Here is a 25,853-nt window from a genome sequence, read left to right as displayed (position 1 = left end):
CTCATCCATACGTTTTATTTATGACAATGATTTAAACAGCATCTTTATTTGTGAAGAATTTATTCTTTAATTCTTTTAAACTACGTAATTCATTTGCAATTGTAAGAAATGACTCTCGATCATTCACATCAAGTGCTTCGTTAATTTTAAAATTCAAATGATTTATTTTAAGATCTATATCCCAGATGGAACAAAGTACACCACTTTCGTATAAGCTTTGTATGTCTTCAACATGCAAGTAAAATTCAAAATCATTGTTGTTATCAACTAAATAATGCCATCCTAAGCAATCAACATATTTTCTCTCACTAGTCATCGTCCATAAATCGCCCTCACTAAATTCAATTACGTGTTGATGCTTTTGACCTGGACAACAACATGTTACTTGCTGATGAAATGACTCTAAAATAATGAAATGTTTATCCATCAACTGCCTCCTTAATGGCTCTTTCATATCCATCGTGATTATTTATTTTTAATAAGAGAATTAATCATCAATCACAATTTGATATTGATAATCATTTTCAATTGTAATTTTATATGATAATGATTATCAGTGTCAATTATATTTTTAATTCTTTTTCTTTATGACTGATTTATAAATCTGTATTTACAAGAGAAAACGAGCGTATCCAAAATGATTTTAAGGGCAAATGCTTCCCTTTCCGGTATTTTTTTAGTGACATAAAAACTTCATCCCCAACAAAAAAAGAGCCTTGCCTAATTGGCAAGACTCATAGTTATTAAACAGCATACTAAAAAACGCGCGTCGCAGCACTCTTATACATATGAGAATAAGAACGGAATTTTTAAAATGCAACCATATACTGTCTCAATTACTTTACTAAATTGACATAATGGCTTCAATAAAACACTTTATCTTCGCTGATTCGAACCCCTTACATAAAGGATAATAATCGCAAAAATAATCATTCCACAAACAATAAAAGGCATTAAGCCTGAACTGTAAACCATATATACTCGAATATGACGTATTGCATTTATAACTATAAAAAGCACCATACATAACCATAAAATAACAATAAGAGCCGCATTCTTATTTCTTCGCATAAACATCAGCCCCTTTCAATAAAGCAACTACAAAAAATACTGTTTGTTTTATTATATAGTCGAATTAACGAATCAATGACCATACGTTTATGAGTATATGTAAAAGTTTAAAAAAATTAAAAGGATAGCTAGGTTATTATAACTAGAGCTATCCTATGGCTTCCATTATTGATAAATCGAAAAATCTATAATATCTGCATATGGCACATCATTTTTAATCTTATTTTCTAAATCAATAAGTGTATATTTTTGCCACTCTTCTAATCGATTCATATCCCATTTGTGGACAAATAAATGGTGCAAAAATATTTCTCTCAATTTAAGAAAAATCGGGATTTGTTTTACTATGTCATTATGAAGAAAGTTTTCTAGTTTATATCCTTTAAAGAAGTTAACCATAAATGTCTCAATAAACTGATCACTTATTTTATTAAAAGAGTTCTGTTGCCAATACGCATGATAAAAAGCTGTAGCAATATCCTGTGCGAACCAATTAAATGCACAATCATCAAAATCAATCGAAAAGAGAGTATTACCGACTAAAATTATATTCCCTTGATGAAAATCATTATGAATCATTCCAAATGTATCGGATGTCACACTAAATTCTGAGAGCTTTTCCATGTGTTTATCATAAATCCCTTTCATATTAGGAACTAACTGATCTCTAATGCCAAAAACATCAATACGATTCGGTGACCAGATAGGACGATGAACTTCACTTAATTTATACTTCTTGGCTAAAGAATGTATCTTCCCCAATTTTTTACCCCATTGTTCAAACAGGTGTTTATTCCAATGGTTAGGGTTTGTCACATCAATTTGTTCGCCATCAATATACTCAAAATAAGTTATGACTCTTCCATCTTCTTCTCTTAAATTACGATCCGCTCTTGGGACATTTACTCCTTGCATATGTAAAAAATTTATAAAATCAATTTCCTGTAACACCATTTCTTTTGTTTTTCCTAATTTAGACTGCCTAACCACCCTATTATAGTCTTTATCATAAAATACATCATTTTGAAGCCCTCCGCCTAACCGAACTTGATTACTTTGCTTCCTTTTCATTAAAAGTCCCTACTATCTTATAAAATTTTATACAATCCCATTTTTGTGTTCAGAACAAAAATATATTAAGATATTTTTAAGTGTTTAATCTTTTCTATATAAAATATTCTACTATTCAATTTAAGGAGTTTTCAAAATATGAGTATGCCATTTGAATTTAATTGGTTAATTGTAACGAACGATCACGCCGTTAGACACGAAAACAATCTATTCACGCTAGAGCAAAACGGATACCATTTATATCCCATTGACACACCAATCAACGTCACCCGAAAGAGTGATGAAAAACCTTTTGGAGTAGCTGTTATTGAGAAAATCGAATGGAGAAATAACAATACATATATGCTTTATGAACTAAAAGCAATTGATACAGTTAATTAAAAAGACACCACTACTTATATTAGAACCTAAAACGACAGTCAAAAATACAGTCCTTTTTTTAGTAAAAATAAAAAAAATTTGAATTAACAGCTAAGAAAAAGATTGTAGTTTGCGCAAATATGTACATTATTTTGTAGGTTCAAATAAACGGATAGCTTTAATTCGCTATCCGTTCATTTGAAACCTTATTAATAATCATTATTTAACTGTATAATCGTTTGATATGCTTGTTTTGCTAAAGCATTATGTCCAAGTTCGTTTGGATGTACTCCATCAGTGGCTTCAAAAAACTTTGATTTTAGATTCTGATGATGTTGAAATGGAATTCGAAAATCAATAAGTTTAAATTGATTTACTTTTACCATTTGCTCGATTCGATTGGCTAGCTCTTGTGCCTTCAACACGAATGTTTCAAAACCAGAAATCGGTTCCCATACTTCTTCATGATTGATAAGATCTATGTGAATTGGTGGATGGATTGCTACAATAGGTTGAATTCCATTGTGAATTGCTTGCTTTACCATCGAATAAATATTTGAAAGTATATATTTTATTTCAACTTCCCACCACAAATCATTCCCACCTGCACAAATAATAACATGTGATGGATTGTTTAATACGACATCATGGTAAAATCGTGACAACATTCCAGTACTTGTATCACCTGAAATTCCTTTATTAATAATCTCGACTGATAATTCGTTTTGAAGGATAGTTGGCCATGCATCAACTTTTGATATTCCTAAACCCTCTGTAAGACTATCACCTATACATACAATTTTCATCTTTCTCACCATTGTTCTTTTATAGCTTTTTGACCTACTCTTGGTCTTATTTTTACTAAGTAAACAATTCCACTAACTCCAAACATAAAGATGATATTAATCGTAAATGCAATAAATCCTGAATCAAAATCTTTTAAAAATTGAGGTGCATGTGGGAATAATGTCCCAAATGTTGTATTTTTTATTGTTACGTATGCAACTGTAGTAAGGCCAGATAGTATCCCTGCTACTGCTCCAATTTTTGTAACCGGATTACGTTTTAAAAACGTAACAATTAATGCAGGGAACAATTGTAAGACAAAACTATATGCCATCAATAAAAGAGAAAGCATTGTCTTACCACCATAGAACGTAAAGACTAATGCTATTAAAGCTATGATCGGAACTAAGATTCTTGTAAGTCCCGCTAATTTCGCTTCACTTGTATCAGGTTTTATTACTTTATAAATATTTTTAGAAAGTAATGTTGAAGCCGTTAATAATAACAACGAACTAGGAACTAACGCTGCAAGTAGACCAGCTGAACCAATTACACCAATAAACCAAGGTGGAAGTGTCGCTTTAGCAATTTCGAATAAAACTAAATCAGTTCGTCCTCCTGGAATATGTGGCATTTGTAAAAGTGCAGTAAAGCCAATAAAAAGAATAAAAACCATCAGAATTTGATAAAGAGGTATTAGTGCTGCATTTTTACGTAATGTTTTTGAATCTTTTGATGATAAACTCGCACCGAAAACATGTGGCCACATATATTGACCGAGCGCAATAATTAAACAAACTGACACATACCAAGAAATACTATAGCCAGCCTTAGGTAGTAATAGGAAACCAGGCTTAGCAGCATCTAACGTTCTAAACATCGGTTCTACACCACCATAATAATGGAAAGGTAAATAGATCCCTAAAAACAAAATCGTTATGAGCATCAAAATATCTTTTAATATAGCAGTGAATGCTGAACCATGAATTCCTGAGATATAAACAAAGATTGTCACAACAATTACACCAATCCATACTGCTAAATTTGGAGAAATAGCTCCGTATGAAGCTTCAGATACAATAATTTTTATACCATTTAGTTGAAGTACCATATATGGAATAATGGAAACTACTCCAACTATTGCAACGATCAGTCCTAAAGATTTACTATTATATTTTTTAACAAAGAAATCTGGTTGAGTTAATAAATTATGTTTTTTCGCATAACGCCAAATATGAGGTAAAATCCAAAATGGAATAATATAAGTAACAGCACAGAAAATATAGATTACTGGTCCCCCCATTGAATAGGAGGCACTACTAGCACCTAGGAATATAAAAGTTGTAAACATTTCACCAGCCATTAGGACAAACATAATAATACTACCGAAATTTCGATCTCCCACTACCCATGATTCCAATTTCATTTCTCTTCCTCTTTGGGCACGTATACCTAAAAAAAGTGCTAACAGAAACGTAATTCCAATTAATAGAATGCTCATTGATTTTCCTCCTGCTTCTCTAAAATTGCATTACTAATAAAAAGGCAGACAGATGTAATGACTAACCAACTCGCTGACCAAAATACAATAAACGGTAATCCTAATATGTAAGGCTCCACCCGATTCACAATAGTTAATGATCCTATGAAAGCAAAGATAGTTAAAAAAATCGCAAAATATTTCATTCTATTTCCCCCTTATCTCTCAATCGGTTAATTTTTTACAAAATTCTGTTAATAATTCGTAGACTTATGTTAAACTCGTTTTATAAAATAGTAAAATATTAGCCTCTTATTGTAAGCGCTTAAAAAGGAGCATACATTATGAACAGTTATTCTAATCTTTCAGAAATACTAGAATTCGATAAAGAAGTGTTGTTAAACATTTTAAATTATTCTTCTGATGAAATTTATATTTTAAACCGAAATCTTGAAATCATTTATGTTAATAAAATGTGTGAACAACATTATGGTCTACGTCAAAACGAAATTATAGGAAAACATAATGATATTTTTTTGGAAAAAGGGTATTGGACCCCATCCATCATTCCAATTGTTTTAGAGAAAAATAATACCGTCACAATTAACCAAACCACACATACTGGTAAGGAATTAGTCACAACTGCCATTCCAATATTCAATCCGATTAATAAAAAATTGGATTTCATTTTCATTACATCTCGTGAAAAAAACTATATATCTATTATTCATAATAACATTCATGAAATGGTTGATTCGAGAGAACAATTTAATTCAAATGGATTTTTAACAATTGATGATGAAATGACAAATATCATTGATTTTTGTAAAAAGGTTGCTCCCGTTGATACAAATATTTTAATTCAAGGTGAATCTGGAACTGGAAAAGGTGTGCTAGCGAAATATATTCATGATTTAAGTAATCGGAAAAACGGTCCTTTTCTTGCCATTAATTGTGCAGCAATCCCTGAAGACCTATTGGAATCTGAGCTATTCGGTTATGCTACTGGTGCATTTACTGGAGCCTTAAAGAATGGAAAAATCGGCTTACTCGAAACGGCAAATGAAGGAACAATTTTTTTAGACGAAATCGGTGAAATTTCCTTAAAATTTCAAGCGAAACTACTCCAAGTATTACAAGATCGTAGCTTTTTTTCAGTAGGAGGCAGAGAATTAAAAAAAGCAGACGTTCGTATAATAACGGCAACGAACCGTAATCTTTTGGAAATGGTAAAATCAAAACAGTTTAGAGAAGATTTATTTTACCGATTAAATGTAATTGATATTCAAATTCCGCCACTTAGAAACAGAAAAAAAGATATTTCCTTATTAGCTAATCATTTCTTAACTGAGTTCAATCATAAATACAAAGTTAACCGGTCGTTTTCATCAAATGTAAAAAATACTTTTGAAGCCTTTCAATGGCCAGGTAATATTAGGCAACTTGAAAATATTATTGAAAGACTCGTTATTACTAGCGAATCTGTCATCCGATTATCTGACTTGCCATCACAATTAATTCCTGATGATTGTAAAATCACAATCCAAGAAGAAAATTCATTAGAAAATATTTTAGAAGAAACTGAGAAAAAAATGATTATCGAATCTTACAAGATTCATAAAAGCTCTCGTAAAGTTGCAAAGGATCTTGGTTTAAGTCAAACAAAAGCGAACAAATTAATCCAAAAGTATTGTAAGGTCTAGTAGACTTTGAAAGATTAAATTAAAAGGGAGATACTTCTGTAGTATTTCCCTTTTTATTATTGGAAGCCAATACGACTAATTAATTTTTTTGAGTCTGTAAAACATTCAGTTTTGAAGCTACCAATTCGACGATATAACTCCCTACTTCTGATGTTGACGATGATCCACCTAAATCAGGCGTTAAGAATTTTTTTTCAATTAATAATTCCTCAATTGCAGTAAGAATTACCTTACCATACTGTTCATACCCTAAATAATCAAGCAATTGGCTAGCTGACCAAATTGCTGCGAGTGGATTAGAAATCTGTTTTCCTGATATATCTGGTGCTGAACCATGAATCGGTTCAAACATTGAAGGATATTCTCTCTCGGGATTTATGTTTGCTCCAGCTGCAAGACCCAAACCTCCTGCGATGGCTGCACCTAAATCAGTTAAAATATCACCAAATAAATTAGAAGTCACTACTACTTCAAACCGTTTCGGGTCTTTAATCATAAGCATAGCAGCTGCATCAACAAGATAAGAGTATGTTTTTACTGAAGGATATTCTTTGCTCACTTCTTCAAATATTTGATCCCAAAATACCATAGAATAGTTTAAAGCATTACCTTTACTAATACTTGTTAATGTTTTTCCTTGTTTAAGGGCTACTTCAAATGCATAACGTATAATGCGCTCAGTACCTTTGCGTGAGAAAACACTATTTTGTAAAACTACTTCATGTTCTTTTCCTTTATATAGCCAATCACCTGCTCCTGCATATTCGCCTTCTGTATTCTCTCGGATAAATAACATATTAATGTCTTCGGTTACCATATTACTTAGAGGACACGGTGCTCCTTTTAATAGGGTTACAGGACGTATATTTACGTATTGATCAAAGCTTTTACGAATTTTTAATAACAAGTCCCACAATGAGACATGATCAGGTACACCAGGAAATCCGACAGCTCCTAAATAAATTGCTTCAAACTCTTTTAATCTTTCAATTCCATCATCATCCATCATTTTTCCGAATTGGGCATAGTATTCACATCCCCAAGGAAAAGATGTAAATTCGAATTTAAATGAATCATCGAAACTAGCAATTTTATTTAATACTTTCACACCTTCATTAATCACTTCTGGACCTATTCCATCCCCTGGAATAACTGCTATTTTATGAATTTTCATATCAGATTTCCCACCTTATTAACATCAGTTTTGATTCCAGACAATTAGCTTCAATTCCGTCATTTCTTCTACTGCAAACTTTATCCCTTCTCTTCCAGTACCACTTTCCTTTACACCACCATATGGCATATTATCAACCCTAAATGTTGGAATATCGTTAATGATGACCGCACCTACATGAAGTTCATTTGAAGCAAGTAATGCATTCGATACACTATCCGTATAAATCCCAGCCTGTAATCCATAGCGTGAATCGTTTACATGAGAGATAGCTTCCTGAATTGATTTCACTTTGTTAACCGTTACAATTGGAGCGAAAACTTCCTGACATGAAACTTTTAAACTAGAAGTACCATCAGCAATTATTGTAGGCTCTAATATATTCCCTTGTGTTTTACCACCTGTAAGTATATTTGCATTGCTTTGTTTTGCATCATTAATCCAACCTAACGCCCGATCTAATTCATCAGGTGAAATTAATGATGAAAGATAGGTTTCATGGTCGAATGGATTACCTAGTTTTAGTTTTTTAGTTGCTTCTACGAATTTGTTCGTAAACTCTTCGTAAATCTCTTCATGAACAAAAATTCTCTGTAAAGAAATACATACTTGTCCTTGATTTGAAAAGGCTCCCATTACACATCGATCAATAATTTTATCAACGTTGGTATTTTTATCAATAATAACTGCGGCGTTTGATCCAAGTTCAAGCGTTGTTTTTTTTAACTTCGCTTTATTTCTAATGTTAATCCCAACACTTGTACTACCTGTAAATGTAACCATGTTTACACGTGCATCTTCAACAATCGTGTCACCAACTGTACGTCCTGGTCCCGTTACAACATTTAATACACCGTCTGGTAAACCAGCTTGTTTGAATAACTTAGCTATAAATAGTGCCGAAAGTGGCGTTTGAGATGCCGGTTTTAAAACGACGGTATTACCAGATGCAATAGCTGGACCAACTTTATGAGCTACTAGATTCATAGGAAAATTAAACGGAGTAATCGCTCCAATTACACCAATCGGATTTCTTACTGTATATCCTACTCTTCCTATACCACCAGAAGCAGCATCGAATGGAATTGTTTCTCCATGAATTCGTTTTGCTTCCTCCGCGGCAAATTTATATGTTTCTATTGTTCTTGTTACTTCTCCCATTGAAAACATTATTGGTTTAGCTGTTTCCTTTGTAATTATTTCAGCAGCTTCATTAAAATTTTCTTTTAATAACTGAACGACATTTTCAAGAATTTGTGCTCTCTCAAACGCTGGTATTCTAGCAAACTCATCTTTTGACAGATAGGCTACTTCGATTGCCTTTTTCGTTTGTTCTTCTGTAGCAACAGCAATCTCTGAAATTACTTCTCTTGAAAATGGAGAATACAAATTAGAATACTCTGTTGTTTGTACTTCTTCACCATTAATGAATAAATATTGTTTCATTGGACCTACTTTGTTGATCATCATTCTTCCTCCAGTGCTTTTAGGACAGTCTCATGGAACTGAACAATTGCTTGCTCTGAAGAAGAATAGAAGCCTTTATTAAATGCTCGTGAGCGGAATCCTACTTGTTCAAGTTCAACCAATTCAACATCTTCATTACGTACTACTTCAGCAAATTCAACTAAGTCTTTTTCTTCCTGTGTTAAATTTTCATCTCTAAAGTAGTATGTGTAAACTCCAAGTGTTGTCTCATGATCGATTGGAATCATTTGGATTGTGGCAATATTTCCTGGGCCTGGATAAATCGTCATCATTAAATTCGGCCATAACCAATAGAATGTACCACCTTGCATTTCTACTTCATTAAAATCTAATGAACCCATTTTCTTATTTGCTTTCACAACAGATCCTTGAACAGAATAATTCTGACATGTAATAATTTGATAGTCTTTCATATCTAAAGTAGCCACAAAGCTTGGATGAGCTACATGACAGTGATCACATTCTAAATAATTATCAATAAATGCTTTCCAGTTTGCTTTAATAATTCTAGATCTACTGCTCGTTCTTTTTAATTCACTTAAAAAAGTAAACTTGCTTAGCTTTTCAAAAAAATCTCCATAAGTCTCAATTAATGATGTAGCATCGTCATCTAAATTAACGAAAATAAACGCCTCTGCAATTTCCATCCTTACAGCTCGTAAACAAGCATTTGATACACAAGCCAAATCTTCTCCTTTAAAATTAGGAGCTTTATTTAATTTACCATCTAAATGAAAAGTCCATCCGTGGTAACCACATTGTAGAATTTTTTTATTTCCACTTTCATTCTTCTCTAGCTTAGTTGCACGATGTGGACAAACATTATAAAAAGCTTGAATAACCCCATTCTTGTCACGTGTTACAATAATCGGTTCACCTGCTACTTCTGCTGTAAAGAAATCTCCTATATTTTCTAGCTGGCTAACATGTCCAACTAACTGCCAAGACTTTGAAAAGATCTTTTCTTGCTCTTGCTCTAAAACCTTTGGATCAGTGTATAAATCATAAGTTAGCGTTCTCTCGAAATTTTCAGTCGTTGCATTTTGTACTTTGTTAAAAGTCATTTGTTTTAACCCCTCTCATTTCCCTATTTTCTACCCCTGTATCTTTTATATTGCAATATCCATGCCAAAATTTAAAAATACCTATAAATCAACATTTAATGATTCAAAACGACTCGAGCTAATAAAATAATCGAATTGAAAACAACTCGAATGAGTTGTTTCCAATTCGATTATTTGAATTTTTCACTCACTCATCGAACGATTATGAGTAAGACTATTTAAAAATAAGCATCTGTTGTCGTTAATAGTTGATTTTCGGGCAAAAGAAAACCACCTTTTATAAAGGTATTAATAGAGCCAAAAATAAAAAACTCGTTATTTTTCACGAGTTTTTCAGCTTATCTTATTGGGTTTAAAGACTTCGAATAGATAATTGGAGCATTATTTTTACTAACCATCTCAATAATACCAATTTCTCTTATTTTCCCTACAATTGTATCATTTCGATATAAACAATAATTATATGCTTCAACTAGTTTATCCGGTGACAATCTATTAGCTAACGTACAATGTGGGATCCACTTTTCAGGTAGATAAATAGACTTTGGATTATCATTAAAATGTTTAAACTGAATATGAAAATCCTCATGAAACTCAATCAAATTTTTAGTAACATTTGGTGAAAAATACAATATGCCAGTATTTAAAAACGATCCAATTGAATTAAAACTAATATCTATTTCTGGCTTATTTTCATAAAAATCATCTAATTGTTCAATAATCCTTAGCTTATCTAGACTGTGATAACTTGCTAAAGTAATATGAGGTTTACGATCTACTACTTCATCAGCATAGAAAGAAATCGATTTTTCTCTTAACTCTGTCCAAATATCTTTAATAATTTGTTCGGTTTCTGCATCAAATAACGCTACAACTCCGTACATCATCTCTTCCTTCTTTCTAAACTTATACTAAATCCATATGCATAATAAAGAGCTCACCTTTTCTCCCCATTACTCTATTTCCTTTATCAATAAATCCACTTTTTAAATAAACATGCTGTGCAGCAATATTTTTATGATTCACACCCAAAATAATTTCATCTCGCTTGGGGAAATTCGCCTTTACAAAAGAAGGTAATAAATTTAAAGATTGTTTCGCAATCCCTTTACCCTGAAAATTTGTATCAACAGAATAAGCCCTTAATAGAATTGCATTTTTATTATCACTATATTGTCTAACTCCATCCCAACCATGCAAAACAAAAAATCCTGCAACATCATTGTTACTCAAAATTAAAATGGCATGACGATCAGCCTCTAATACACATTTGTCTATATTCTCTATAGGTAAACCAGTAAATTTTAGATGCTCATCAGCTAGAAAATAGTTTTTTAATTGATCATCATATTTGTCATTATAAAATTGTAAAGAAATAGTATTTGTCGGTAATAAAGAATTAGGCATGAAAATATCCTCCAATAAAAATATAATTATAAGAATAGTACAACAATTACAATCGTATTTCTACAGTGTTTTTTTAACTAAATTATTACAATTCTTAATCAAATATTTTGAATTGATGGAGGGTTAAATAATAATATGTACTCATTTAATAAACAAAAAACCACCTCTCTAGTGGTTTTTCCTCGATAGTTTTCTTTAAAACTTATATTTGCTCAAATGGTTCTGGATACCTTTGCTGAAAATATGATAATAAATCGCTTTTCTTAAGAAGGAGATTTAAACAAATTTGCTGGCTTATCGCAGATTTAAATACAAGTTTATTGCAAAACTGACACTTTTCCTTTTCAATAAATGCATGTTTAATAGACAAAGGGAAAATCGTCTTTTGTTTTCCAGCTAATAATATGTAACCTTGATGATTAACGGAAAAGCTTATTTTATAACCGTCGTACCCTCCAAGCTTACTAATTACCACGTTTTGAATATCTAAGTCTTGAATCACCATGTGAAATAGCACCTCCGTTTTCAACAAAATATATGACGAAATGCTATTTTTATGACTCATTATCGTTAAATATTTTCATAAAAAAATAAAAACTACCCAAAAAGTAGTTTTTTATCACGATTTCTTTATTAATTTATTATTTTACTTTGGTCGACGATTGTCAAAAGCCATTTGATCGCTAATTAAAATTGCTCAGAATAATGTTCTTGGAAATAAGCTAATAATTCATTTCTTCTATTAAATAATGTTGGACAAACTTGTTGACTAATATTCGATGGAAAAACTAGTTTATTGCAAGGCTGACATGTTCCTTTTTCATTAAAAGTGTGAATTAGGGACAAAGGAAATAATATATTTGTTTTACCGACTAAAAGTGCAAAGTGCTGTTGATTAATCGAAAATCTAATTTTATAGCCTTTATAATCCGTATGTTTTGCAATTTGTATGTTTTGAATATCAAGTTCAAGCTTTGTCACTTTGACTAGCACCTCCGATTAAAGGGTAGGATTAAGATTTTAATAGACTTATTTACGCTTGTATTTCCTGACAACTTGTATAATCTATATTATTAGTTTACTTAACAAAACTTTCATAAAGCAATAATCTTATCTTCATTTACTAACATAAAAAAATCTATTACGTTTTTTTCAAGTTGCTGAATAGTGAAAATATCACGTTATTTCTTTGTTTATTTTTAGCAAATTTTGAACTAAATTTACTTTTCCGGAAAAATTTAACACTAAATAAGTGAAGACATCTATGTACTTATGTTAGAATTTAAACTAAATGTGATCTCACATTCTAAATAATTTAATTACCAAATTCATGTAATCTAAGATTTGCCCTTACTATCAAAAGAGGTAAGGGATTTTTCTTTGTTATTTCTGTTATTGGTTAGAGGGAAGGTAAGTAATGAAATCAAAATCAGCAAGTACCTTAATTAAGTTAAATTTGAAAGGAGAAAGAAATAAAAAACGAGCATTAAACTCAATGGCATTAGTTGGCCTTGCATCAACATTAACAATTCAAATTCCATATAATACTACTGCAGCTGCAGCCTCTATTGATTCCAAAACTCTGCAATCTAGTACACTTTATTCAAATAATAATATTAGTACATATAAATCAATCGGTAATGGTGTCCATGTAAGATCTGGAGCTGGTACCTCTTATAAGATTTTAGGTAGTGTTAATAAAAACCAAAAACTAGATGTAATTTCATTGTCTAATGGTTGGTATAAGATAAAATTTAATGGGGCAACTGGATATATTAGTGCTTCTTATGTTGGAAAAGTCACTGAATCGAATATTAGTAATAATAATCAAGTGGTTACTTCGGGGAACTACATTTCTACTGGTAACGGTGTCCGCATAAGATCAGGCGCTGGAACTTCTTATCAGATTTTAGGTAGTGTTAATAAAAATCAAAGATTAGATGTAATCTCAGTTTCTAATGGTTGGTATAAGGTGAAATTTAATGGGGTAATAGGGTATATTAGCGCATCCTATGTTGGAAAGGTTACCGAATCGAATAATAGTAATAATAATCAAGTGGTCAGTTCTGGAAACTATTTTTCTACTATTAATGGTTTACGCGTAAGATCTGGGGCTGGAACTTCTTATCAGATTTTAGGTAGTGTTAATAAAAATCAAAAACTAGAAGTCATCTCACTTTCTAATGGTTGGTATAAGATAAAATTTAATGGGGTTATAGGGTATGTTGGTGCATCTTATGTTGGAAAAGAGACTGATTCAAATAAGACAGATTCAAACAAGGTAGATTCAAGTCAGACAGATTCAAATAAAGTTGATTCTAATAACTCTCAATCATTTGATGTGCAAACTTTAATCACCTTATCTAAAAAGTATTCAGGTGTACCTTATATTTGGGGTGGGGAAACTCCATCAGGTTTTGACTGTAGTGGATTTATTTCCTATGTATTCAAAGAATCTGGATTGTCACTTCCTAGAACAAATGTTGCAGGATATTGGTATAATAGTTCAAATTTAAAAACTGTAGATGACTTTCAACCTGGAGATTTAATCTTTTTCGAAAACACTTATACTTATGGACCGTCCCACATGGGTATCGTGATTAATAATAATGAGTTTATCCATGCAAGTAGTAGTTCAGGAGTAACTATTTCTAAAATAAACAATTCATATTGGAACCAACATTTTTTAGGATTTAAAAGATTTAAATAAGTTTTCAACATCTTACTTGAAAAAACACCTATCATGGGTGTTTTTTTCAGCTTGTAATCATAAAACATAGACTAGATCTCTCATTACTGGTTCATGGGTATCTATATTTCATAATGTTGATTTTTACTTACTCATAACGGATTGTGGTAGGCATCAACCGCACAAAAAAACACCTTTCACAGGTGTTTTTTTATTAATTACTCTCAATAATCTCTTTTAATTCAGACCAACACGTAATTCGCGGGATCTCCAATCCTCGATTATATGAAGTGTCTTTCACATATGCTTTTAAAGTTAATTCTGAAAGTGTATTCAAAATTTCTGGTTTGTCATCAAAATAATAATCTAAGCCTAATTCTTTTATAATATGAATTTTTTCCAAATCTTTCATTCCACAATAAAATCGATCTTGATGAACTGGAAATCCATTTTTTAACAACCATTCTTTTGTGCGTTCACCATATTCTTTATTTCTAGCAGTCACATAATAAATTTCGTGTCCCTGCTTTTCTAATTCTTGTAATGTTTCAACTGCATATGGAAATGGAGGACAAGTCGTAAAGTATGTCTCTTCTAGATTACTCTTCCACATTTTGCTTCCTTCTTCTGCCGTTAAGCCAAAAGGTTCATGAATTTCAACAGTTTTTAATTCATTGTAAGCTTCTATAGGGATATTTTTATTTAATTTTTTATTATAAATGTGAAAAGCATGCTGTCTTAAATCAATTAAAGTATCGTCAATATCGAAACCGAATTTCATTCTAAAAGTCCTTCCTCATGAAGTAGTATATTTTGGATAGCCTATGAATTTATAATCAGGACCAATTTTCGTTAATTCGATTTCTTCAAGTTCAATCGCTTGTCCCATTTTATCAAACCCAGTACCTTCTAAAAATGTAGGTGCACTTTTTCCACCTATTAATTTAGGAGCTAAATAGACAATCACTTTATCAACTAAATTTTGATTCATAAAGGAAGCATTCACTTCTCCACCACCTTCTACTAATAAAGAAGAGATTGAATGTTCACCTATAATTTTTAGCATTTCGTTTAAATCAACTCGACTTGGATCGCTCGTTACAAATACTTTTACACCTAAGTTTTCTAATTCACTTCTTTTTTGTTCAGAGTGTTTTTGACTTGTGAATATCCATGTATCTGCTTGTTGATCAGTTACAACTTTTGATTCTAAAGGAATCTTTAAAGTTGAATCTAGTATGACTCTAACTGGATTACGTCCGTTTGGAATTCTAGTTGTTAATTCTGGATTATCTTTTAATACTGTATTTACGCCAACTAATATCGCACCAATTTCATTTCTTAATTGATGAACATCATTTCGAGCTTCCGCTGAAGTGATCCATTTACTATCAGAAGAATGGGTAGCAATTTTCCCGTCCAATGTAGACGCTGATTTCATTACGACAAAAGGAATGTTTTTAACAATATATTTGTTAAATACTTCATTCATTTTGATCGATTGCTCTTCACAAACTCCGATGATTACTTCAATTCCCGCATCTTGAAGAATTTTTACTCCTCTTCCAGCAACAAGCGGATTTGGATCAAGTGTAGCAATAACAACTTTTTTCAAGCCTGCACGTACAACCGCCTCTGCACAAGGACCAGTTCGTCCATGATGAGAGCATGGCTCAAGAGTTACATAAATTGTTCCACCTTCAGCTTTATCTCCTGCCATTCTAAGTGCATTAATTTCAGCATGAGGTTCACCAGCTTTTAAGTGAGCACCAATTCCAACAATCCGATTATCATTTACGATTACTGACCCTACTAGGGGGTTTGGATCGGTTTGACCTTTCGTAGCCATGGCATTTTGAATAGCTAAATTCATATAAAATTCATGATTACTCACTTGTACGTCCTCCTTTAAAATGACCAGAACGAACAATTTTAGTCTCTAAATACTTCTCGTTATACTTTGATTTGTCTCCCCATAATTGAATTCTTCCAGATACATTTGCTCCAGAGCTTTGAAGAGCATCCAATTTTCTTGGGTTGTTTGTAATTAGAGTAACTGGTTTTGAACGAAGTGTTTTTAATACTCTAATAGCATCTTCGTAGTTTCGTGCGTCATCTACGAAACCTAGCTCTTCATTTGCTTCAACAGTATCAAATCCTTGCTCTTGAAGTACATAAGCCATTGCTTTACTGAATAAACCGATTCCTCTTCCTTCATGGTTTGCTAAATAAAATAATGCACCTGATTCATTTGAAGAAATCATTTTCATTGCTTCTTTTAATTGGAATCCACAGTCACAACGTTTACTTCCAAAAATATCACCCGTATGACAAATACTATGCATTCGAATTAGTGCGTCCTCTGAATTTTCAAAGTCACCATAAACTAATACACTTGATTGTTGCATTTCTGCTAAATTGGATGAAGCTAATTTACTAATAATTTTTTCAGTGTTATATGATCCATCGCTACAAAAATCTCCTTCGATATCCTCACAGCGTAGCCAACAATACCATTGAAAAATGACTGTTTCTCCATCTAAATTTACAGGCAGTTTAATTGGTCCAACTAAATAAATTGATTTATCGTTATTTTTTATGACATTAATTTTCTCTTTTAATAAAGAAACTACTTTTTCGTTGATCATGAGGCTTCCTCCTGTTTTCTAACACTATTTCTTAATGATAATATATTTTAATTTTTACTTGTCCATATTTAAACATTTAAGGCATTCTTTATATAGTCACATCAAAGTGATGTTTGAAGGTACTTTCCTGTGTTAGTTGTTGCTTTTGTAAGCTTTCAACTTCTCCTCGTCTAGCATATTCAAATTTCTTTAACACTATTGTACTAGTATCTTTGTTTTGAATAGCATCTTGAATGATTTCTGCTAAAATATCTGCATCTTTCATTGCAAGATTTACACCAAGCGCTGCAGTAGGGCTCATTGTGTGTGCCGCGTCACCCATTATAATTAAGCCGTCTTTTACCCATGTTTTGCTACGGCTGCTTTGAACATTTAATAATACAAAATCATTCCAAGATTTTATATTTTCTTGAACTGTTTCAGTCAGTTCTGGAAATGCTTCGATTAGCTGATTTACAAAAGGATTGAAAGATTTACTTCTTAGGTTCGAAAAAGAACCTTCCTCTATGTTCCATCCAATTTGAATGAATCCTCCAGCTTGAGTAAACAAAGCCAATTGTTGTTTATTAATCAAAGTTAATCTAACTGTTGGATCCCAACTTGCTGGTCTTGGTACTTTTGCCCAAAGTAGGTCGTATCCATGTTTTATAATATCCGTGGGTATATTTGCTAATTTTCGGATCGTTGAAAATCGACCGTCAGCACCAATTATAATCGAGCTATTAATTGTTATTTCAGTACCATTCCTTACTGCTTTAACACCAATATAACGACCATCTTGATCTTCTATTAATTTAGATACACGTGTGCCCATTAAAAGCTTAAAGTTTTCATATTTATTTGCTTCTTTTAAAATAACATTCAATAAATGATTTTGTGGAACATGAATACCAACGTGTTTTGAACCTTGTGATGGAAAAATACTTTTTATTATTTTATTATGATTCCAATATTCAACACGATCCATTAGCAGTAGTCCGTATTCTTTAACTTTTTCATAAAGATGATGCTTTTTTAATATTTGTTCACCTTCAGAATTTAGATGCTCTCCCCTAAATTCTTTATCAATTCCATTATGTCGTTCCACAAGAACTGTCGAAATATTATTTTTTGCAAGCAAATATGCTAATAGTGCACCACCTGGTCCCGCACCTACAATACATACATCTGTATTCATATTCATGTTGTTTTGCCACCTATTTATAGACATTTATTATTTTTCTAAAAAAATTATTTAGTTACTTTATGTAAGTAAGTTTAATTTAGTAATGAACTTACGTCAAGTAATAAATTTATGTATGGTAATCTTGTTATTAATTCAAATTTAGTTATAATATGGGTATAGGTGAGGTGGTTTTAAATGGATTTTTCTTTATTATGCCCTCGGTTTGAAAAAAGCGTAGAGTTAATTAGTAAACGATGGGCAATTCTTATAGTTTTTCAACTTCTTTCTGGATCACAACGATTTTGTACAATCGAATCAACTTTGCCAATTAGCGGGCGCGTCCTTTCAGAAAGATTAAAGGATTTAGAACAAGCTGGTATTGTAAAACGAGATGTATACCCAGAAACCCCAGTTCGGATCGAATATTCTTTGACAGAAAAAGGACTGGCTTTAGAACCAGTTATTAAGGAATTAATGAAATGGTCGCAAGATTGGACAACAATCGATTAAAAATGGTTTTTGTTTTTTGCTTCGCCTTTTAATTATTTTTTAGAATTCAATTGCAAATAAAAGGGATGTCTCATAAGTTAAATTTCTAACTAGTGGACATCCCTTTTTTATTTGGGCTCAGTTTTGATTTTTTGAGCAAATGATTGATATATACTTATATAAATGCTGTATAAATTATATGTTTTCCTTTTGAGCAGAACCAATATATTGCGCTTTGGATGCTCCTAGACCAAATATAAAGAGTAGAATCGATGCACCAACTAATATTAAAAGTGGAATCGTCCAGCTATTGGTTGCATCATGTATAAACCCAAATAGGGTTGGGCCTACAGCCGCAAGCAAGTATCCAATCGATTGGGCCATACCAGATAACTCAGCAGCCTGTTGCGCATTCCTTGTACGTAAGCTAAAAAACATCATGGCTAGGCTAAATGCGAAGCCACCTCCTATGCCTAAAGCGATGATCCACAAGACGATTAAGTTTGAACTACCGTATAGTAACCCAAACATCCCAATTAAAAATAAAATTGCTGCAATAGTCACTAACGAACGTTGACTGGACATGCGACCTGCGATGACTGGGACGATGAAGGTAAATGGGAGCAAAGCCAATAGCATAACAGAAAGCATCAAGCCAGACTGACTTGAATTCAATCCCTGTTGTTTAAGAATTTCTGGCAGCCAGGCGACAAGTACATAAAAGATCATGGACTGCAGTCCCATAAACAAGGTTACTTTCCACGCTAGTGCCGAACCCCACAAATTCTCATGACTGTTAGCCGTTTTATTATGAACAGTATCCCTTTTTGCGTTAAGATGTTTCAACTGTGGAAACCAAATTAAAATAGATATAAAGCTTAAAATCCCCCAAATTACCAATGCGCCTTTCCATCCAAATCCCACTCCAAGTGCAATGGGAACACTCACACCAGAAGCTATCGCTCCAAATAAGTTCATAGAAATGGAATACACGCCCGTCATCAAGCCAATTCGTTCAGGAAATTCACGTTTAATCAGGCCAGGTAACAATACATTACCAACGGAGATAGCCAAACCAAGAATAGCCGTACCTATATATAAAGCAGCAACCCCCGATAGAGAACGTATAGCAATACCAACAGTCAAAAAGACAATGGAACCAAAAATAATTCGTTCCACCCCAAATTTTTGCCCTAATTTAGGTACAATAGGTGAAAAAAACGCAAAAGCTAATAATGGCAACGTGGTAATCATCCCTGCCAATGTATTTGAAATATCCATATCATTCTTAATAAGACCAACAATTGGTCCTACTGAGGTTAAAGGGGCCCTTAAGTTAGCAGCAATAAATACAATACCAACAATCAATATCCAAACTGTTGATTTGCCAACAGTTGAAATGGCTCCTTTATTCTCCTTTTTAATTACTTGATTCATTGAATTCATCCTATCCCCTCCTAGCTTTTGAAAAATTCATGTATTGTAGTTTGTTCAATATGTTTTACTGTAAAGACGAGTTTCGATCTATCCATGAAGAGAGAAATTAAATTGCTAAAGGAATATCTAATCTGTTCAGTTGTTTGAGGTATACCTTAGGTTAAGCTATAGAAATTCAAATTCTATATTTTAATATAATATGGAGAACAGCGACATCGTTGGTATGATTGGCATATGAATGAGTGCCATTTGTAGAAAAACTAATCGAATCATATTGATTTAGTGTAAATGTTTCATTATTGACTGTAATTGTAAGGGTTCCAGCCATAACAGTCACGATTTCAGTTGAATTCTGATGATGTTTTTCTGGATGGTAGGTGCTATTCGGCTGTATATAAGCACGATACATTTCCATATTATTATTTACGTTTTGGAAAATCGGCTCAATTGCCCAGTTATTTTCGTCCCCAACAATTTTTAGTCCCTCACCGGCTCTAGATAGATTCACATTATTTTCAGATGAGAATAAAGCCATGAGTGGTATGGATAAGCTATTTGAAATTTTCCATAACATTCCTATAGTTGGATTTGTTTCTCCACGTTCAATATTTCCTAGCGTAAGCTTACTCACACCCGATAATTCTGATAAGTTTTCAAGACTTAAACGCCTTTCTTTACGTAGTTTTTTTAGTACTGTTCCTACTTGTAAAACAACTTGTCTTTGATCATCAGCTTCTAAACTCATTTTGAGCCACCCTTCGCAATATCATGGGAAAATATAAAGTAAAAATAATTATTAATGTTATTATAGTGGATAAAATAATAGTAAATAAACCATTTTTGTAAATTATAATATACCAAAACATTGATTAAGTCTAATAAAGTATACTTCGTTACAACACTTTTTCATTAAAATATCACTAAAACTCGTTGATAAAATCATAAATCAAGTTCAGAAACGCAAATAACGAACTTAATTTGACCTCTTTTTTAGTGAAAACGTACAAAAACCACAAGGAAGAAAAAAATTCCTTGTGGTTTTTCCTCGGCACCCTAATTATTGATTGCCTCACTCATTCTTAATCACGTCAATTGACTTACCTCTATATTTCTTCACTGGTTTTGGTGCATTATCTACAGCAGGGTTTTGCATTAAGAAGTTCTTTTCAACAAATGCAAAGTCTTTTGCATCTACCGTTCCATCAAAATTGATATCTGCTGAACGTTTATTTGTTCCCCAATATATTTCAATTGCTAGAGCATCATTAATATCGATTACATTGTCTTTATTGATATCTCCCCCCTTTCATTAGATAAAAACACAATTTGAGAAATAAGAAGGTTTCTATATTGAATTACGTGAGAAAGGAACGACTGGAGATTAACTTCAAAGGCTAAACAGTTAAAGTAAAAAGCCTGTCCAAAAATATGAACAGGCTTTTACATTTTAATTATAATCCTAATTGACTCTTAATTGATTCTAATGTACTTCCTTTATAATTTTTAACTGGTTTTGGTGGTGCTGGAACCCAAGAATTTTGCATTAAGTAATTTTTTTCTACGAATGCAAGGTCTTTCGCGTCAACCGTTCCATCGAAGTTAATATCTGCACTACGTTTATTTGTTCCCCAATATGTTTGGATTGCTAATGCATCATTTACATCGATTACATCGTCTTTATTGACATCTCCTGCAGTTGCATAAGGAGTACTTTCTGTACCTACTCTATATGATGTACCGTATACATCGTCATCTAAACCAAAGTAAGCGTTAATTCTCGAATATCGCGTTGTAAAATGACCTGGTATATCTTGGATTAATGTATAATCATCTTTTGATGGATCAAGTCCTGTAATATCAAATGACCCATTTTTTGCAACTATATTTGTTTTGACTACTTTACCATTACTATCAATTACTGTTAAAGTTGGCGAAATCTTTGAGTAATCTTTTGCATAATCATAATTACCCTTTGCATCTAAAAATCCTTGAGCATGAATATAACCTTGGAATTCAGTTTGATTATTTAAGATTGAGATTGGCGATACGTTTGAAAAAACATTAGTTGAAACATTATTTATATCCGTGAATTGTGAAGTAACTGAGCTAAATGAATAAGCATTTTTCGGATCTAATGGATTAGGAATTTCAATTGTTAAATCAACCATTGGTAAATCACCATCTACTCCAGAAGTTCCATTAAAGTTAACAGTAACATCTGATGAAGTTGTACTTCCTGATGTAGTTTGTTTAACATCTAGTGTTCCACCAAGTTTTTGTGAAGCAGGATTCAATGAAATTTTCGTAATTTTTGTCCCTGGAGTATCTGAGAACTTATAGTTTGCCTTCGCTAGTTTACTTACATTATTTGCATTTAATGTCATCGTAAAAGTTTCACCTGGTTTTACAAAAGCTCTACTAAATTTTGTCGGTTTATTTGCCTCAACAGAAACATATGTTGTATGTTCATTTACAAAATAGTATTGTTTTTGAAGATAACCATTTGTTGCTTCGTCCATCCCTTCAAATTTAACACTTAGAACGCTTTGGTCCGGTAACATCGCAATATCATCGGATGCATTACCCTCTTTATCTAGCTTCAAGTTACCATTTGGTAACCAAGAGTTGTAAGAATAGTAAATTTGATTTTGTGTTTGATCTGCAACCTTACCAGCTGCTTGTCTTACATCTACATTATCATCAGTAATCTGAGCTGTTACCCCTAAAGTATCTTGATCATCTTTATATTCCACAATTTGTTTACCCGGTACTTCCCCCTCCACATGCATATTCCATTTAGGTTTTGTACCATCGACAAATAAATCTTGACTAATCGTATATTGTTTTCCATTATCATCTGTACCAATCATTTTTAATACATATTGCCCTGTTTTTGGTACTACCAATTGATCATCTCTTGTTCCAATTGGATTATCTGGGTCATTTGTAAACGGATAGTAAAATCCAAAATAGACGAAAGGAAGTGAAATATCTACACCTTCATTAAATGCTACCCCATCATACGAACTAACAACACCAAGATCTTTACCAGTTTTTGCATCTGAAATAACAACGTCAATTGATCTCATATGTGATTTTAAGGCAATATTAGCAGCATCAGTTCGATTCCATTTTTGACTACTTTGACTAAGCGATTCAGGCACTGATTGTTTATACAATCTAAAGTAATCAAATCCTTGCTCGACGTAGTGAACGCCAAATGGAATGCGATATGTTTCTGATGGATTATCTTTGTTTGTATACACTACATACCCTTCATAAATTCCTTTTTCAGCTGTCTTTGGAATATTTAAAGTAATAGTTGTTTTCTTTTGGCTAATTCCTTTTAATGTAACTGTCGATGGAGTTTGAACAGTTACACCATTTGCTGCTGCATCCTTTGAACCACGTAAGTTTGATTGGAAATTAACTTTTACATCAAATGTTTTTGACTTTTCTCCTCTATTCATTAAAGTGACTGTGCGGTTATTTGAATAGTCATTTCCATCGAATGATACATTGCCGAAGCTAAGTGCCCCTGTTTCTTCATTAATTTGTTTTTCTTTTCCATTAATGATCGTTGGTGTTTTTTCTTGCACTTTAATTTCAATCGTTGAATGGATTGCATTATATGGATCAATTCGTCCTGCACCTTGTTCAAATACACTGTATGGCTTACTTAAAGAATCTGCAGTATTCATTAAAATCGCTTTGATATCTTCTGGTTGTAAATTATGGTTTGCTTGCTTTAATAATGCTGCAACCCCTGTTGTAAATGGTGTAGCCATTGATGTGCCTGACATACGCTGATATGCTTTTTTATAATCTGTTGGATTGTCTGGATTGTTTATAAAACCTGGTACTGTTGATAATACACTCACACCTGGAGCTGTAATTTCTGGTTTAATATCATAAGTTAATCTTGCAGGTCCTCTTGAACTGAAGTCAGCTAAAGTATCGCCCTGCGTTTTCGCTTCACCTATGTCAGTAAATGTAAAGTTAACAGATCCTGATTGTAGCTTTTGCTTCAAAGCTAGACCATCTGCGTTAGATAGCGAGAACGTTGGAATGAAATTTACACCATCGCCTAAGAAGGTTGGAATTTGTCCTTCAGTTGGATTGTCATTATACATAAGAACTGCTGCAGCTCCTTGTGATTTAGCAACCGCAATTTTAGAATCTAATGTATACGTTCCACGACTCATTAGAACAATTTTACCTTTTACATCTTTACCTGAATATGCTTCTCCTAGATTTACATCTACAACCGAATTCGTTACACCTTTTAATTTTGAAATATCATCCCCAGCGCCTTTTGCCATTAAAAGTAAAGATGCATTTACATTATCGATCGCACCTTTCCCTCCAAGTGTCGTAATTGGAACACTGCTTGCACCTACTGTTAATGCTAAACCAGCCGTTCCTGGTGAACCTAACGTATACATCTTATTTCCTGCATTTCCAGCAGCAACTACTGCAGTAACTCCATTTAGTACAGCATTATTAATTGCAATACTTTCAGGAAGTAGTGGGTCATTATAATTTGCACCTAGTGAAAGGTTCATAACGTCCACTCCATCTGCAACTGCTTGATCAATTCCCGCGATGATATTATCAGTTGTACCGCTGCCACCTGGTCCTAATACACGATATACATAAAGATCGGCATCTGGAGCAATACCAGTTGTTGCATCTTCACTTTCATTTTTGCCTTGCCCTACAATCGTACCTGATACGTGAGTTCCATGTTCTGTTACGTAATTTGCTGCACCAGTAGCTCCATAAGGTTTACCCGCTTTTATATAATCAGCATAAGTAGTTTCCATTGGATCATTGTCATTATCTACGAAATCGTATCCACCTTTAAATGCGGCTTTAATGTCTGGATGGTTATAATCAATACCTGTATCAATAACAGCTACTTTTACTCCTTTACCTGTATAGCCTTCTTGATGTAATTTATCAATTTGTAAGTAAGAGCGCTCATCTGCCATTCCTTTTCCTGTTGAACTTGTAGATGAATCTTTCCCTTCAACCGGAAGCTCCGATTTCACTGTTACATCGCTATAAATAGCTTGTACAGCTGTTGATTTCATTAAATCATTTAGTTTATTTGCAGGGACTTCTAAAGCTACCCCGTTAAATGCATGTTTATATTCACGTTTTATTTTATATGAACCATCAGATTTTGTTTTAAATAAAGAACTTATGTCTGATTTAAACTTAGTATGATCTTCATTCGCATTGCTTGCTGCTTCTGAATCTGATAAAGCTTGTCCTTTTAAAGCAGCTTCTAATACAGCAATTTTCTGTGGTTTTTGTTTAAATGAAACAATTACCGAAACAGTTTCAGGACTATTAAGATTTACATTTGAATCAAGAAAAAGACCTGATTGATCATTCGTTGAAATCTTTTGTAGAGCTTCTCTTTGTTCTGGAGTTAATTTAGCTAAAATCGTTTCTGCATTTGAGACAACATCTGCTTTCGTTACATTTGAAACATGACTTAAAGAACTTAAAATAAAACTAGTTGATAAAGCAGCTACTGTAAGGCTTTTTGCAATTTTACTTTTACTCGTTCTCTTTAACATTCTCTTCCCCCATTTATAGTAAGATTCGCAAAATGAAGTTATTAATAGTAGAGGAACTTTGAATCTAAAACTCTAGCTTTTATATTCTAAAAATCCATCAACCTAATAATCACTTCCTATTACTAATTATTAAAAATATTCGAATAATTAACAATCGGGTTATATTTGGCGGATTATTTCAATGTTTTTTCTTTTCTTTTACATTTTTCGACAATATTCGTAAATAAAGT

General features: G+C 32.6%; 25 protein-coding genes. 4 read left to right on the top strand and 21 right to left on the bottom strand.

Features of this window, described 5'->3' with window-relative positions:
* Positions 1-31: 31 nt before the first annotated feature.
* The 3 genes from ACFWM3_RS18980 to ACFWM3_RS18970 all read right to left on the bottom strand — a co-directional run bounded on the left by ACFWM3_RS18980 (position 32) and on the right by ACFWM3_RS18970 (position 2,142).
* The gene (locus ACFWM3_RS18980; RefSeq protein WP_056471695.1) at positions 32-427 is read right to left on the bottom strand and encodes a hypothetical protein; all 396 of its coding nucleotides are present in this window, start codon (positions 425-427) and stop codon (positions 32-34) included.
* Between the two features lie 449 nt (positions 428-876).
* Positions 877-1,071 carry a hypothetical protein gene (locus ACFWM3_RS18975; protein WP_056471692.1) on the bottom strand — a complete coding sequence of 65 codons (195 nt, stop codon included), beginning with the start codon at positions 1,069-1,071 and terminating at the stop codon, positions 877-879.
* Between the two features lie 165 nt (positions 1,072-1,236).
* Positions 1,237-2,142 (bottom strand): phosphotransferase enzyme family protein, encoded by a 906-nt coding sequence (locus tag ACFWM3_RS18970; protein ID WP_390312472.1) that lies wholly within the window; start codon positions 2,140-2,142, stop codon positions 1,237-1,239.
* Positions 2,143-2,280: 138 nt separating this feature from the next.
* On the opposite strand from ACFWM3_RS18970, the gene ACFWM3_RS18965 reads away from it, so the two are divergent.
* Positions 2,281-2,523, top strand: a complete 243-nt coding sequence (locus tag ACFWM3_RS18965) for a DUF2584 family protein (protein WP_056471688.1) — start codon at positions 2,281-2,283, stop codon at positions 2,521-2,523.
* A 188-nt stretch (positions 2,524-2,711) separates the two neighbouring features.
* Here the strand turns inward: ACFWM3_RS18965 and ACFWM3_RS18960 are convergent, their stop codons facing one another.
* The 3 genes from ACFWM3_RS18960 to ACFWM3_RS18950 are packed head-to-tail and all read right to left on the bottom strand — an operon-like array spanning position 2,712 to position 4,974.
* Positions 2,712-3,308, bottom strand: coding sequence for a GDSL-type esterase/lipase family protein (locus ACFWM3_RS18960; protein WP_390312471.1), 597 nt, complete (start codon positions 3,306-3,308; stop codon positions 2,712-2,714).
* Positions 3,309-3,313: 5 nt separating this feature from the next.
* A complete protein-coding gene (locus tag ACFWM3_RS18955) occupies positions 3,314-4,789 on the bottom strand; it encodes a sodium:solute symporter family protein (RefSeq protein WP_056471683.1) in 1,476 nt (491 codons plus the stop codon).
* The gene (locus ACFWM3_RS18950; protein ID WP_056471680.1) at positions 4,786-4,974 is read right to left on the bottom strand and encodes a DUF3311 domain-containing protein; all 189 of its coding nucleotides are present in this window, start codon (positions 4,972-4,974) and stop codon (positions 4,786-4,788) included. The genes ACFWM3_RS18955 and ACFWM3_RS18950 overlap by 4 nt, the downstream gene beginning before the upstream one ends.
* 138 nt (positions 4,975-5,112) lie before the next feature.
* Between ACFWM3_RS18950 and ACFWM3_RS18945 the strand changes: the two genes are divergently transcribed.
* Entirely contained in the window at positions 5,113-6,471 is a 1,359-nt protein-coding gene (locus tag ACFWM3_RS18945; protein WP_390312470.1) for a sigma-54 interaction domain-containing protein, read from the top strand.
* 79 nt (positions 6,472-6,550) lie between these two features.
* On the opposite strand, the gene ACFWM3_RS18940 is transcribed toward ACFWM3_RS18945, so the two are convergent.
* From ACFWM3_RS18940 to ACFWM3_RS18910, 7 genes are all read right to left on the bottom strand, one after another.
* A complete protein-coding gene (locus ACFWM3_RS18940; protein ID WP_056471674.1) occupies positions 6,551-7,645 on the bottom strand; it encodes a tartrate dehydrogenase in 1,095 nt (364 codons plus the stop codon).
* A gap of 24 nt (positions 7,646-7,669) precedes the next feature.
* A complete protein-coding gene (locus ACFWM3_RS18935) occupies positions 7,670-9,112 on the bottom strand; it encodes an aldehyde dehydrogenase family protein (protein ID WP_056471671.1) in 1,443 nt (480 codons plus the stop codon).
* Positions 9,112-10,197: an aromatic ring-hydroxylating oxygenase subunit alpha gene (locus ACFWM3_RS18930; RefSeq protein ID WP_056471668.1), complete on the bottom strand. Its 1,086-nt coding sequence runs from the start codon at positions 10,195-10,197 to the stop codon at positions 9,112-9,114. The genes ACFWM3_RS18935 and ACFWM3_RS18930 overlap by 1 nt, the downstream gene beginning before the upstream one ends.
* Positions 10,198-10,535: 338 nt before the next feature.
* On the bottom strand, positions 10,536-11,081 hold the full coding sequence (locus ACFWM3_RS18925; RefSeq protein WP_390312469.1) for a 2'-5' RNA ligase family protein: 546 nt from the start codon (positions 11,079-11,081) through the stop codon (positions 10,536-10,538).
* Between the two features lie 22 nt (positions 11,082-11,103).
* Entirely contained in the window at positions 11,104-11,604 is a 501-nt protein-coding gene (locus ACFWM3_RS18920) for a GNAT family N-acetyltransferase (protein ID WP_390312468.1), read from the bottom strand.
* A gap of 202 nt (positions 11,605-11,806) precedes the next feature.
* Positions 11,807-12,109, bottom strand: coding sequence for a hypothetical protein (locus ACFWM3_RS18915; RefSeq protein ID WP_056471657.1), 303 nt, complete (start codon positions 12,107-12,109; stop codon positions 11,807-11,809).
* A 182-nt stretch (positions 12,110-12,291) separates the two neighbouring features.
* A complete protein-coding gene (locus ACFWM3_RS18910; protein WP_390312467.1) occupies positions 12,292-12,585 on the bottom strand; it encodes a hypothetical protein in 294 nt (97 codons plus the stop codon).
* A gap of 436 nt (positions 12,586-13,021) precedes the next feature.
* Here ACFWM3_RS18910 and ACFWM3_RS18905 point away from each other — a divergent pair, with 436 nt between their 5' ends.
* Positions 13,022-14,314, top strand: a complete 1,293-nt coding sequence (locus tag ACFWM3_RS18905; protein WP_390312466.1) for a C40 family peptidase — start codon at positions 13,022-13,024, stop codon at positions 14,312-14,314.
* Positions 14,315-14,507: 193 nt separating this feature from the next.
* Here ACFWM3_RS18905 and ACFWM3_RS18900 read toward each other — a convergent pair whose 3' ends face one another.
* The 4 genes from ACFWM3_RS18900 to ACFWM3_RS18885 form a co-directional block, all read right to left on the bottom strand.
* Entirely contained in the window at positions 14,508-15,074 is a 567-nt protein-coding gene (locus tag ACFWM3_RS18900; protein WP_390312465.1) for a 5' nucleotidase, NT5C type, read from the bottom strand.
* Between the two features lie 15 nt (positions 15,075-15,089).
* A complete protein-coding gene (gene ribD / locus ACFWM3_RS18895; RefSeq protein ID WP_390312464.1) occupies positions 15,090-16,187 on the bottom strand; it encodes a bifunctional diaminohydroxyphosphoribosylaminopyrimidine deaminase/5-amino-6-(5-phosphoribosylamino)uracil reductase RibD in 1,098 nt (365 codons plus the stop codon).
* Positions 16,180-16,941 (bottom strand): GTP cyclohydrolase II, encoded by a 762-nt coding sequence (locus tag ACFWM3_RS18890; protein WP_387364275.1) that lies wholly within the window; start codon positions 16,939-16,941, stop codon positions 16,180-16,182. The genes ribD and ACFWM3_RS18890 overlap by 8 nt, the downstream gene beginning before the upstream one ends.
* 88 nt (positions 16,942-17,029) lie before the next feature.
* A complete protein-coding gene (locus ACFWM3_RS18885) occupies positions 17,030-18,124 on the bottom strand; it encodes an FAD-dependent monooxygenase (protein ID WP_390312463.1) in 1,095 nt (364 codons plus the stop codon).
* Between the two features lie 177 nt (positions 18,125-18,301).
* On the opposite strand from ACFWM3_RS18885, the gene ACFWM3_RS18880 reads away from it, so the two are divergent.
* A complete protein-coding gene (locus ACFWM3_RS18880; protein ID WP_056471635.1) occupies positions 18,302-18,616 on the top strand; it encodes a winged helix-turn-helix transcriptional regulator in 315 nt (104 codons plus the stop codon).
* 174 nt (positions 18,617-18,790) lie between these two features.
* On the opposite strand, the gene ACFWM3_RS18875 is transcribed toward ACFWM3_RS18880, so the two are convergent.
* The 4 genes from ACFWM3_RS18875 to ACFWM3_RS18860 all read right to left on the bottom strand — a co-directional run bounded on the left by ACFWM3_RS18875 (position 18,791) and on the right by ACFWM3_RS18860 (position 25,623).
* On the bottom strand, positions 18,791-20,041 hold the full coding sequence (locus ACFWM3_RS18875; RefSeq protein ID WP_390312462.1) for a CynX/NimT family MFS transporter: 1,251 nt from the start codon (positions 20,039-20,041) through the stop codon (positions 18,791-18,793).
* Between the two features lie 166 nt (positions 20,042-20,207).
* Positions 20,208-20,777 carry a helix-turn-helix domain-containing protein gene (locus tag ACFWM3_RS18870; protein WP_056471628.1) on the bottom strand — a complete coding sequence of 190 codons (570 nt, stop codon included), beginning with the start codon at positions 20,775-20,777 and terminating at the stop codon, positions 20,208-20,210.
* A gap of 324 nt (positions 20,778-21,101) precedes the next feature.
* Complete coding sequence (locus ACFWM3_RS18865) at positions 21,102-21,326, bottom strand: dockerin type I domain-containing protein (protein ID WP_390312484.1); 225 nt, start codon at positions 21,324-21,326, stop codon at positions 21,102-21,104.
* 157 nt (positions 21,327-21,483) lie between these two features.
* Complete coding sequence (locus tag ACFWM3_RS18860) at positions 21,484-25,623, bottom strand: S8 family serine peptidase (protein WP_390312461.1); 4,140 nt, start codon at positions 25,621-25,623, stop codon at positions 21,484-21,486.
* Between the last annotated feature and the right edge of the window lie 230 nt (positions 25,624-25,853).

The sequence above is a fragment of the Gottfriedia sp. NPDC058432 genome (genome assembly GCF_042721555.1).
Taxonomy (GTDB): domain Bacteria; phylum Bacillota; class Bacilli; order Bacillales; family Bacillaceae_G; genus Gottfriedia.
The sequence above is the reverse complement of the archived record's forward strand: the minus strand, read 5'-3'. Positions and strand labels throughout refer to the sequence as shown.

Bases quoted from the DNA above. Each gene is read 5' to 3' on its own strand.
- ACFWM3_RS18980 (WP_056471695.1), bottom strand. From the start codon at position 427: ATGGATAAACATTTCATTATTTTAGAGTCATTTCATCAGCAAGTAACA.
- ACFWM3_RS18975 (WP_056471692.1), bottom strand. From the start codon at position 1,071: ATGCGAAGAAATAAGAATGCGGCTCTTATTGTTATTTTATGGTTATGT.
- ACFWM3_RS18970 (WP_390312472.1), bottom strand. From the start codon at position 2,142: ATGAAAAGGAAGCAAAGTAATCAAGTTCGGTTAGGCGGAGGGCTTCAA.
- ACFWM3_RS18965 (WP_056471688.1), top strand. From the start codon at position 2,281: ATGAGTATGCCATTTGAATTTAATTGGTTAATTGTAACGAACGATCAC.
- ACFWM3_RS18960 (WP_390312471.1), bottom strand. From the start codon at position 3,308: ATGAAAATTGTATGTATAGGTGATAGTCTTACAGAGGGTTTAGGAATA.
- ACFWM3_RS18955 (WP_056471683.1), bottom strand. From the start codon at position 4,789: ATGAGCATTCTATTAATTGGAATTACGTTTCTGTTAGCACTTTTTTTA.
- ACFWM3_RS18950 (WP_056471680.1), bottom strand. From the start codon at position 4,974: ATGAAATATTTTGCGATTTTTTTAACTATCTTTGCTTTCATAGGATCA.
- ACFWM3_RS18945 (WP_390312470.1), top strand. From the start codon at position 5,113: ATGAACAGTTATTCTAATCTTTCAGAAATACTAGAATTCGATAAAGAA.
- ACFWM3_RS18940 (WP_056471674.1), bottom strand. From the start codon at position 7,645: ATGAAAATTCATAAAATAGCAGTTATTCCAGGGGATGGAATAGGTCCA.
- ACFWM3_RS18935 (WP_056471671.1), bottom strand. From the start codon at position 9,112: ATGATCAACAAAGTAGGTCCAATGAAACAATATTTATTCATTAATGGT.
- ACFWM3_RS18930 (WP_056471668.1), bottom strand. From the start codon at position 10,197: ATGACTTTTAACAAAGTACAAAATGCAACGACTGAAAATTTCGAGAGA.
- ACFWM3_RS18925 (WP_390312469.1), bottom strand. From the start codon at position 11,081: ATGTACGGAGTTGTAGCGTTATTTGATGCAGAAACCGAACAAATTATT.
- ACFWM3_RS18920 (WP_390312468.1), bottom strand. From the start codon at position 11,604: ATGCCTAATTCTTTATTACCGACAAATACTATTTCTTTACAATTTTAT.
- ACFWM3_RS18915 (WP_056471657.1), bottom strand. From the start codon at position 12,109: ATGGTGATTCAAGACTTAGATATTCAAAACGTGGTAATTAGTAAGCTT.
- ACFWM3_RS18905 (WP_390312466.1), top strand. From the start codon at position 13,022: ATGAAATCAAAATCAGCAAGTACCTTAATTAAGTTAAATTTGAAAGGA.
- ACFWM3_RS18900 (WP_390312465.1), bottom strand. From the start codon at position 15,074: ATGAAATTCGGTTTCGATATTGACGATACTTTAATTGATTTAAGACAG.
- ACFWM3_RS18890 (WP_387364275.1), bottom strand. From the start codon at position 16,941: ATGATCAACGAAAAAGTAGTTTCTTTATTAAAAGAGAAAATTAATGTC.
- ACFWM3_RS18885 (WP_390312463.1), bottom strand. From the start codon at position 18,124: ATGAATATGAATACAGATGTATGTATTGTAGGTGCGGGACCAGGTGGT.
- ACFWM3_RS18880 (WP_056471635.1), top strand. From the start codon at position 18,302: ATGGATTTTTCTTTATTATGCCCTCGGTTTGAAAAAAGCGTAGAGTTA.
- ACFWM3_RS18875 (WP_390312462.1), bottom strand. From the start codon at position 20,041: ATGAATTCAATGAATCAAGTAATTAAAAAGGAGAATAAAGGAGCCATT.
- ACFWM3_RS18870 (WP_056471628.1), bottom strand. From the start codon at position 20,777: ATGAGTTTAGAAGCTGATGATCAAAGACAAGTTGTTTTACAAGTAGGA.
- ACFWM3_RS18860 (WP_390312461.1), bottom strand. From the start codon at position 25,623: ATGTTAAAGAGAACGAGTAAAAGTAAAATTGCAAAAAGCCTTACAGTA.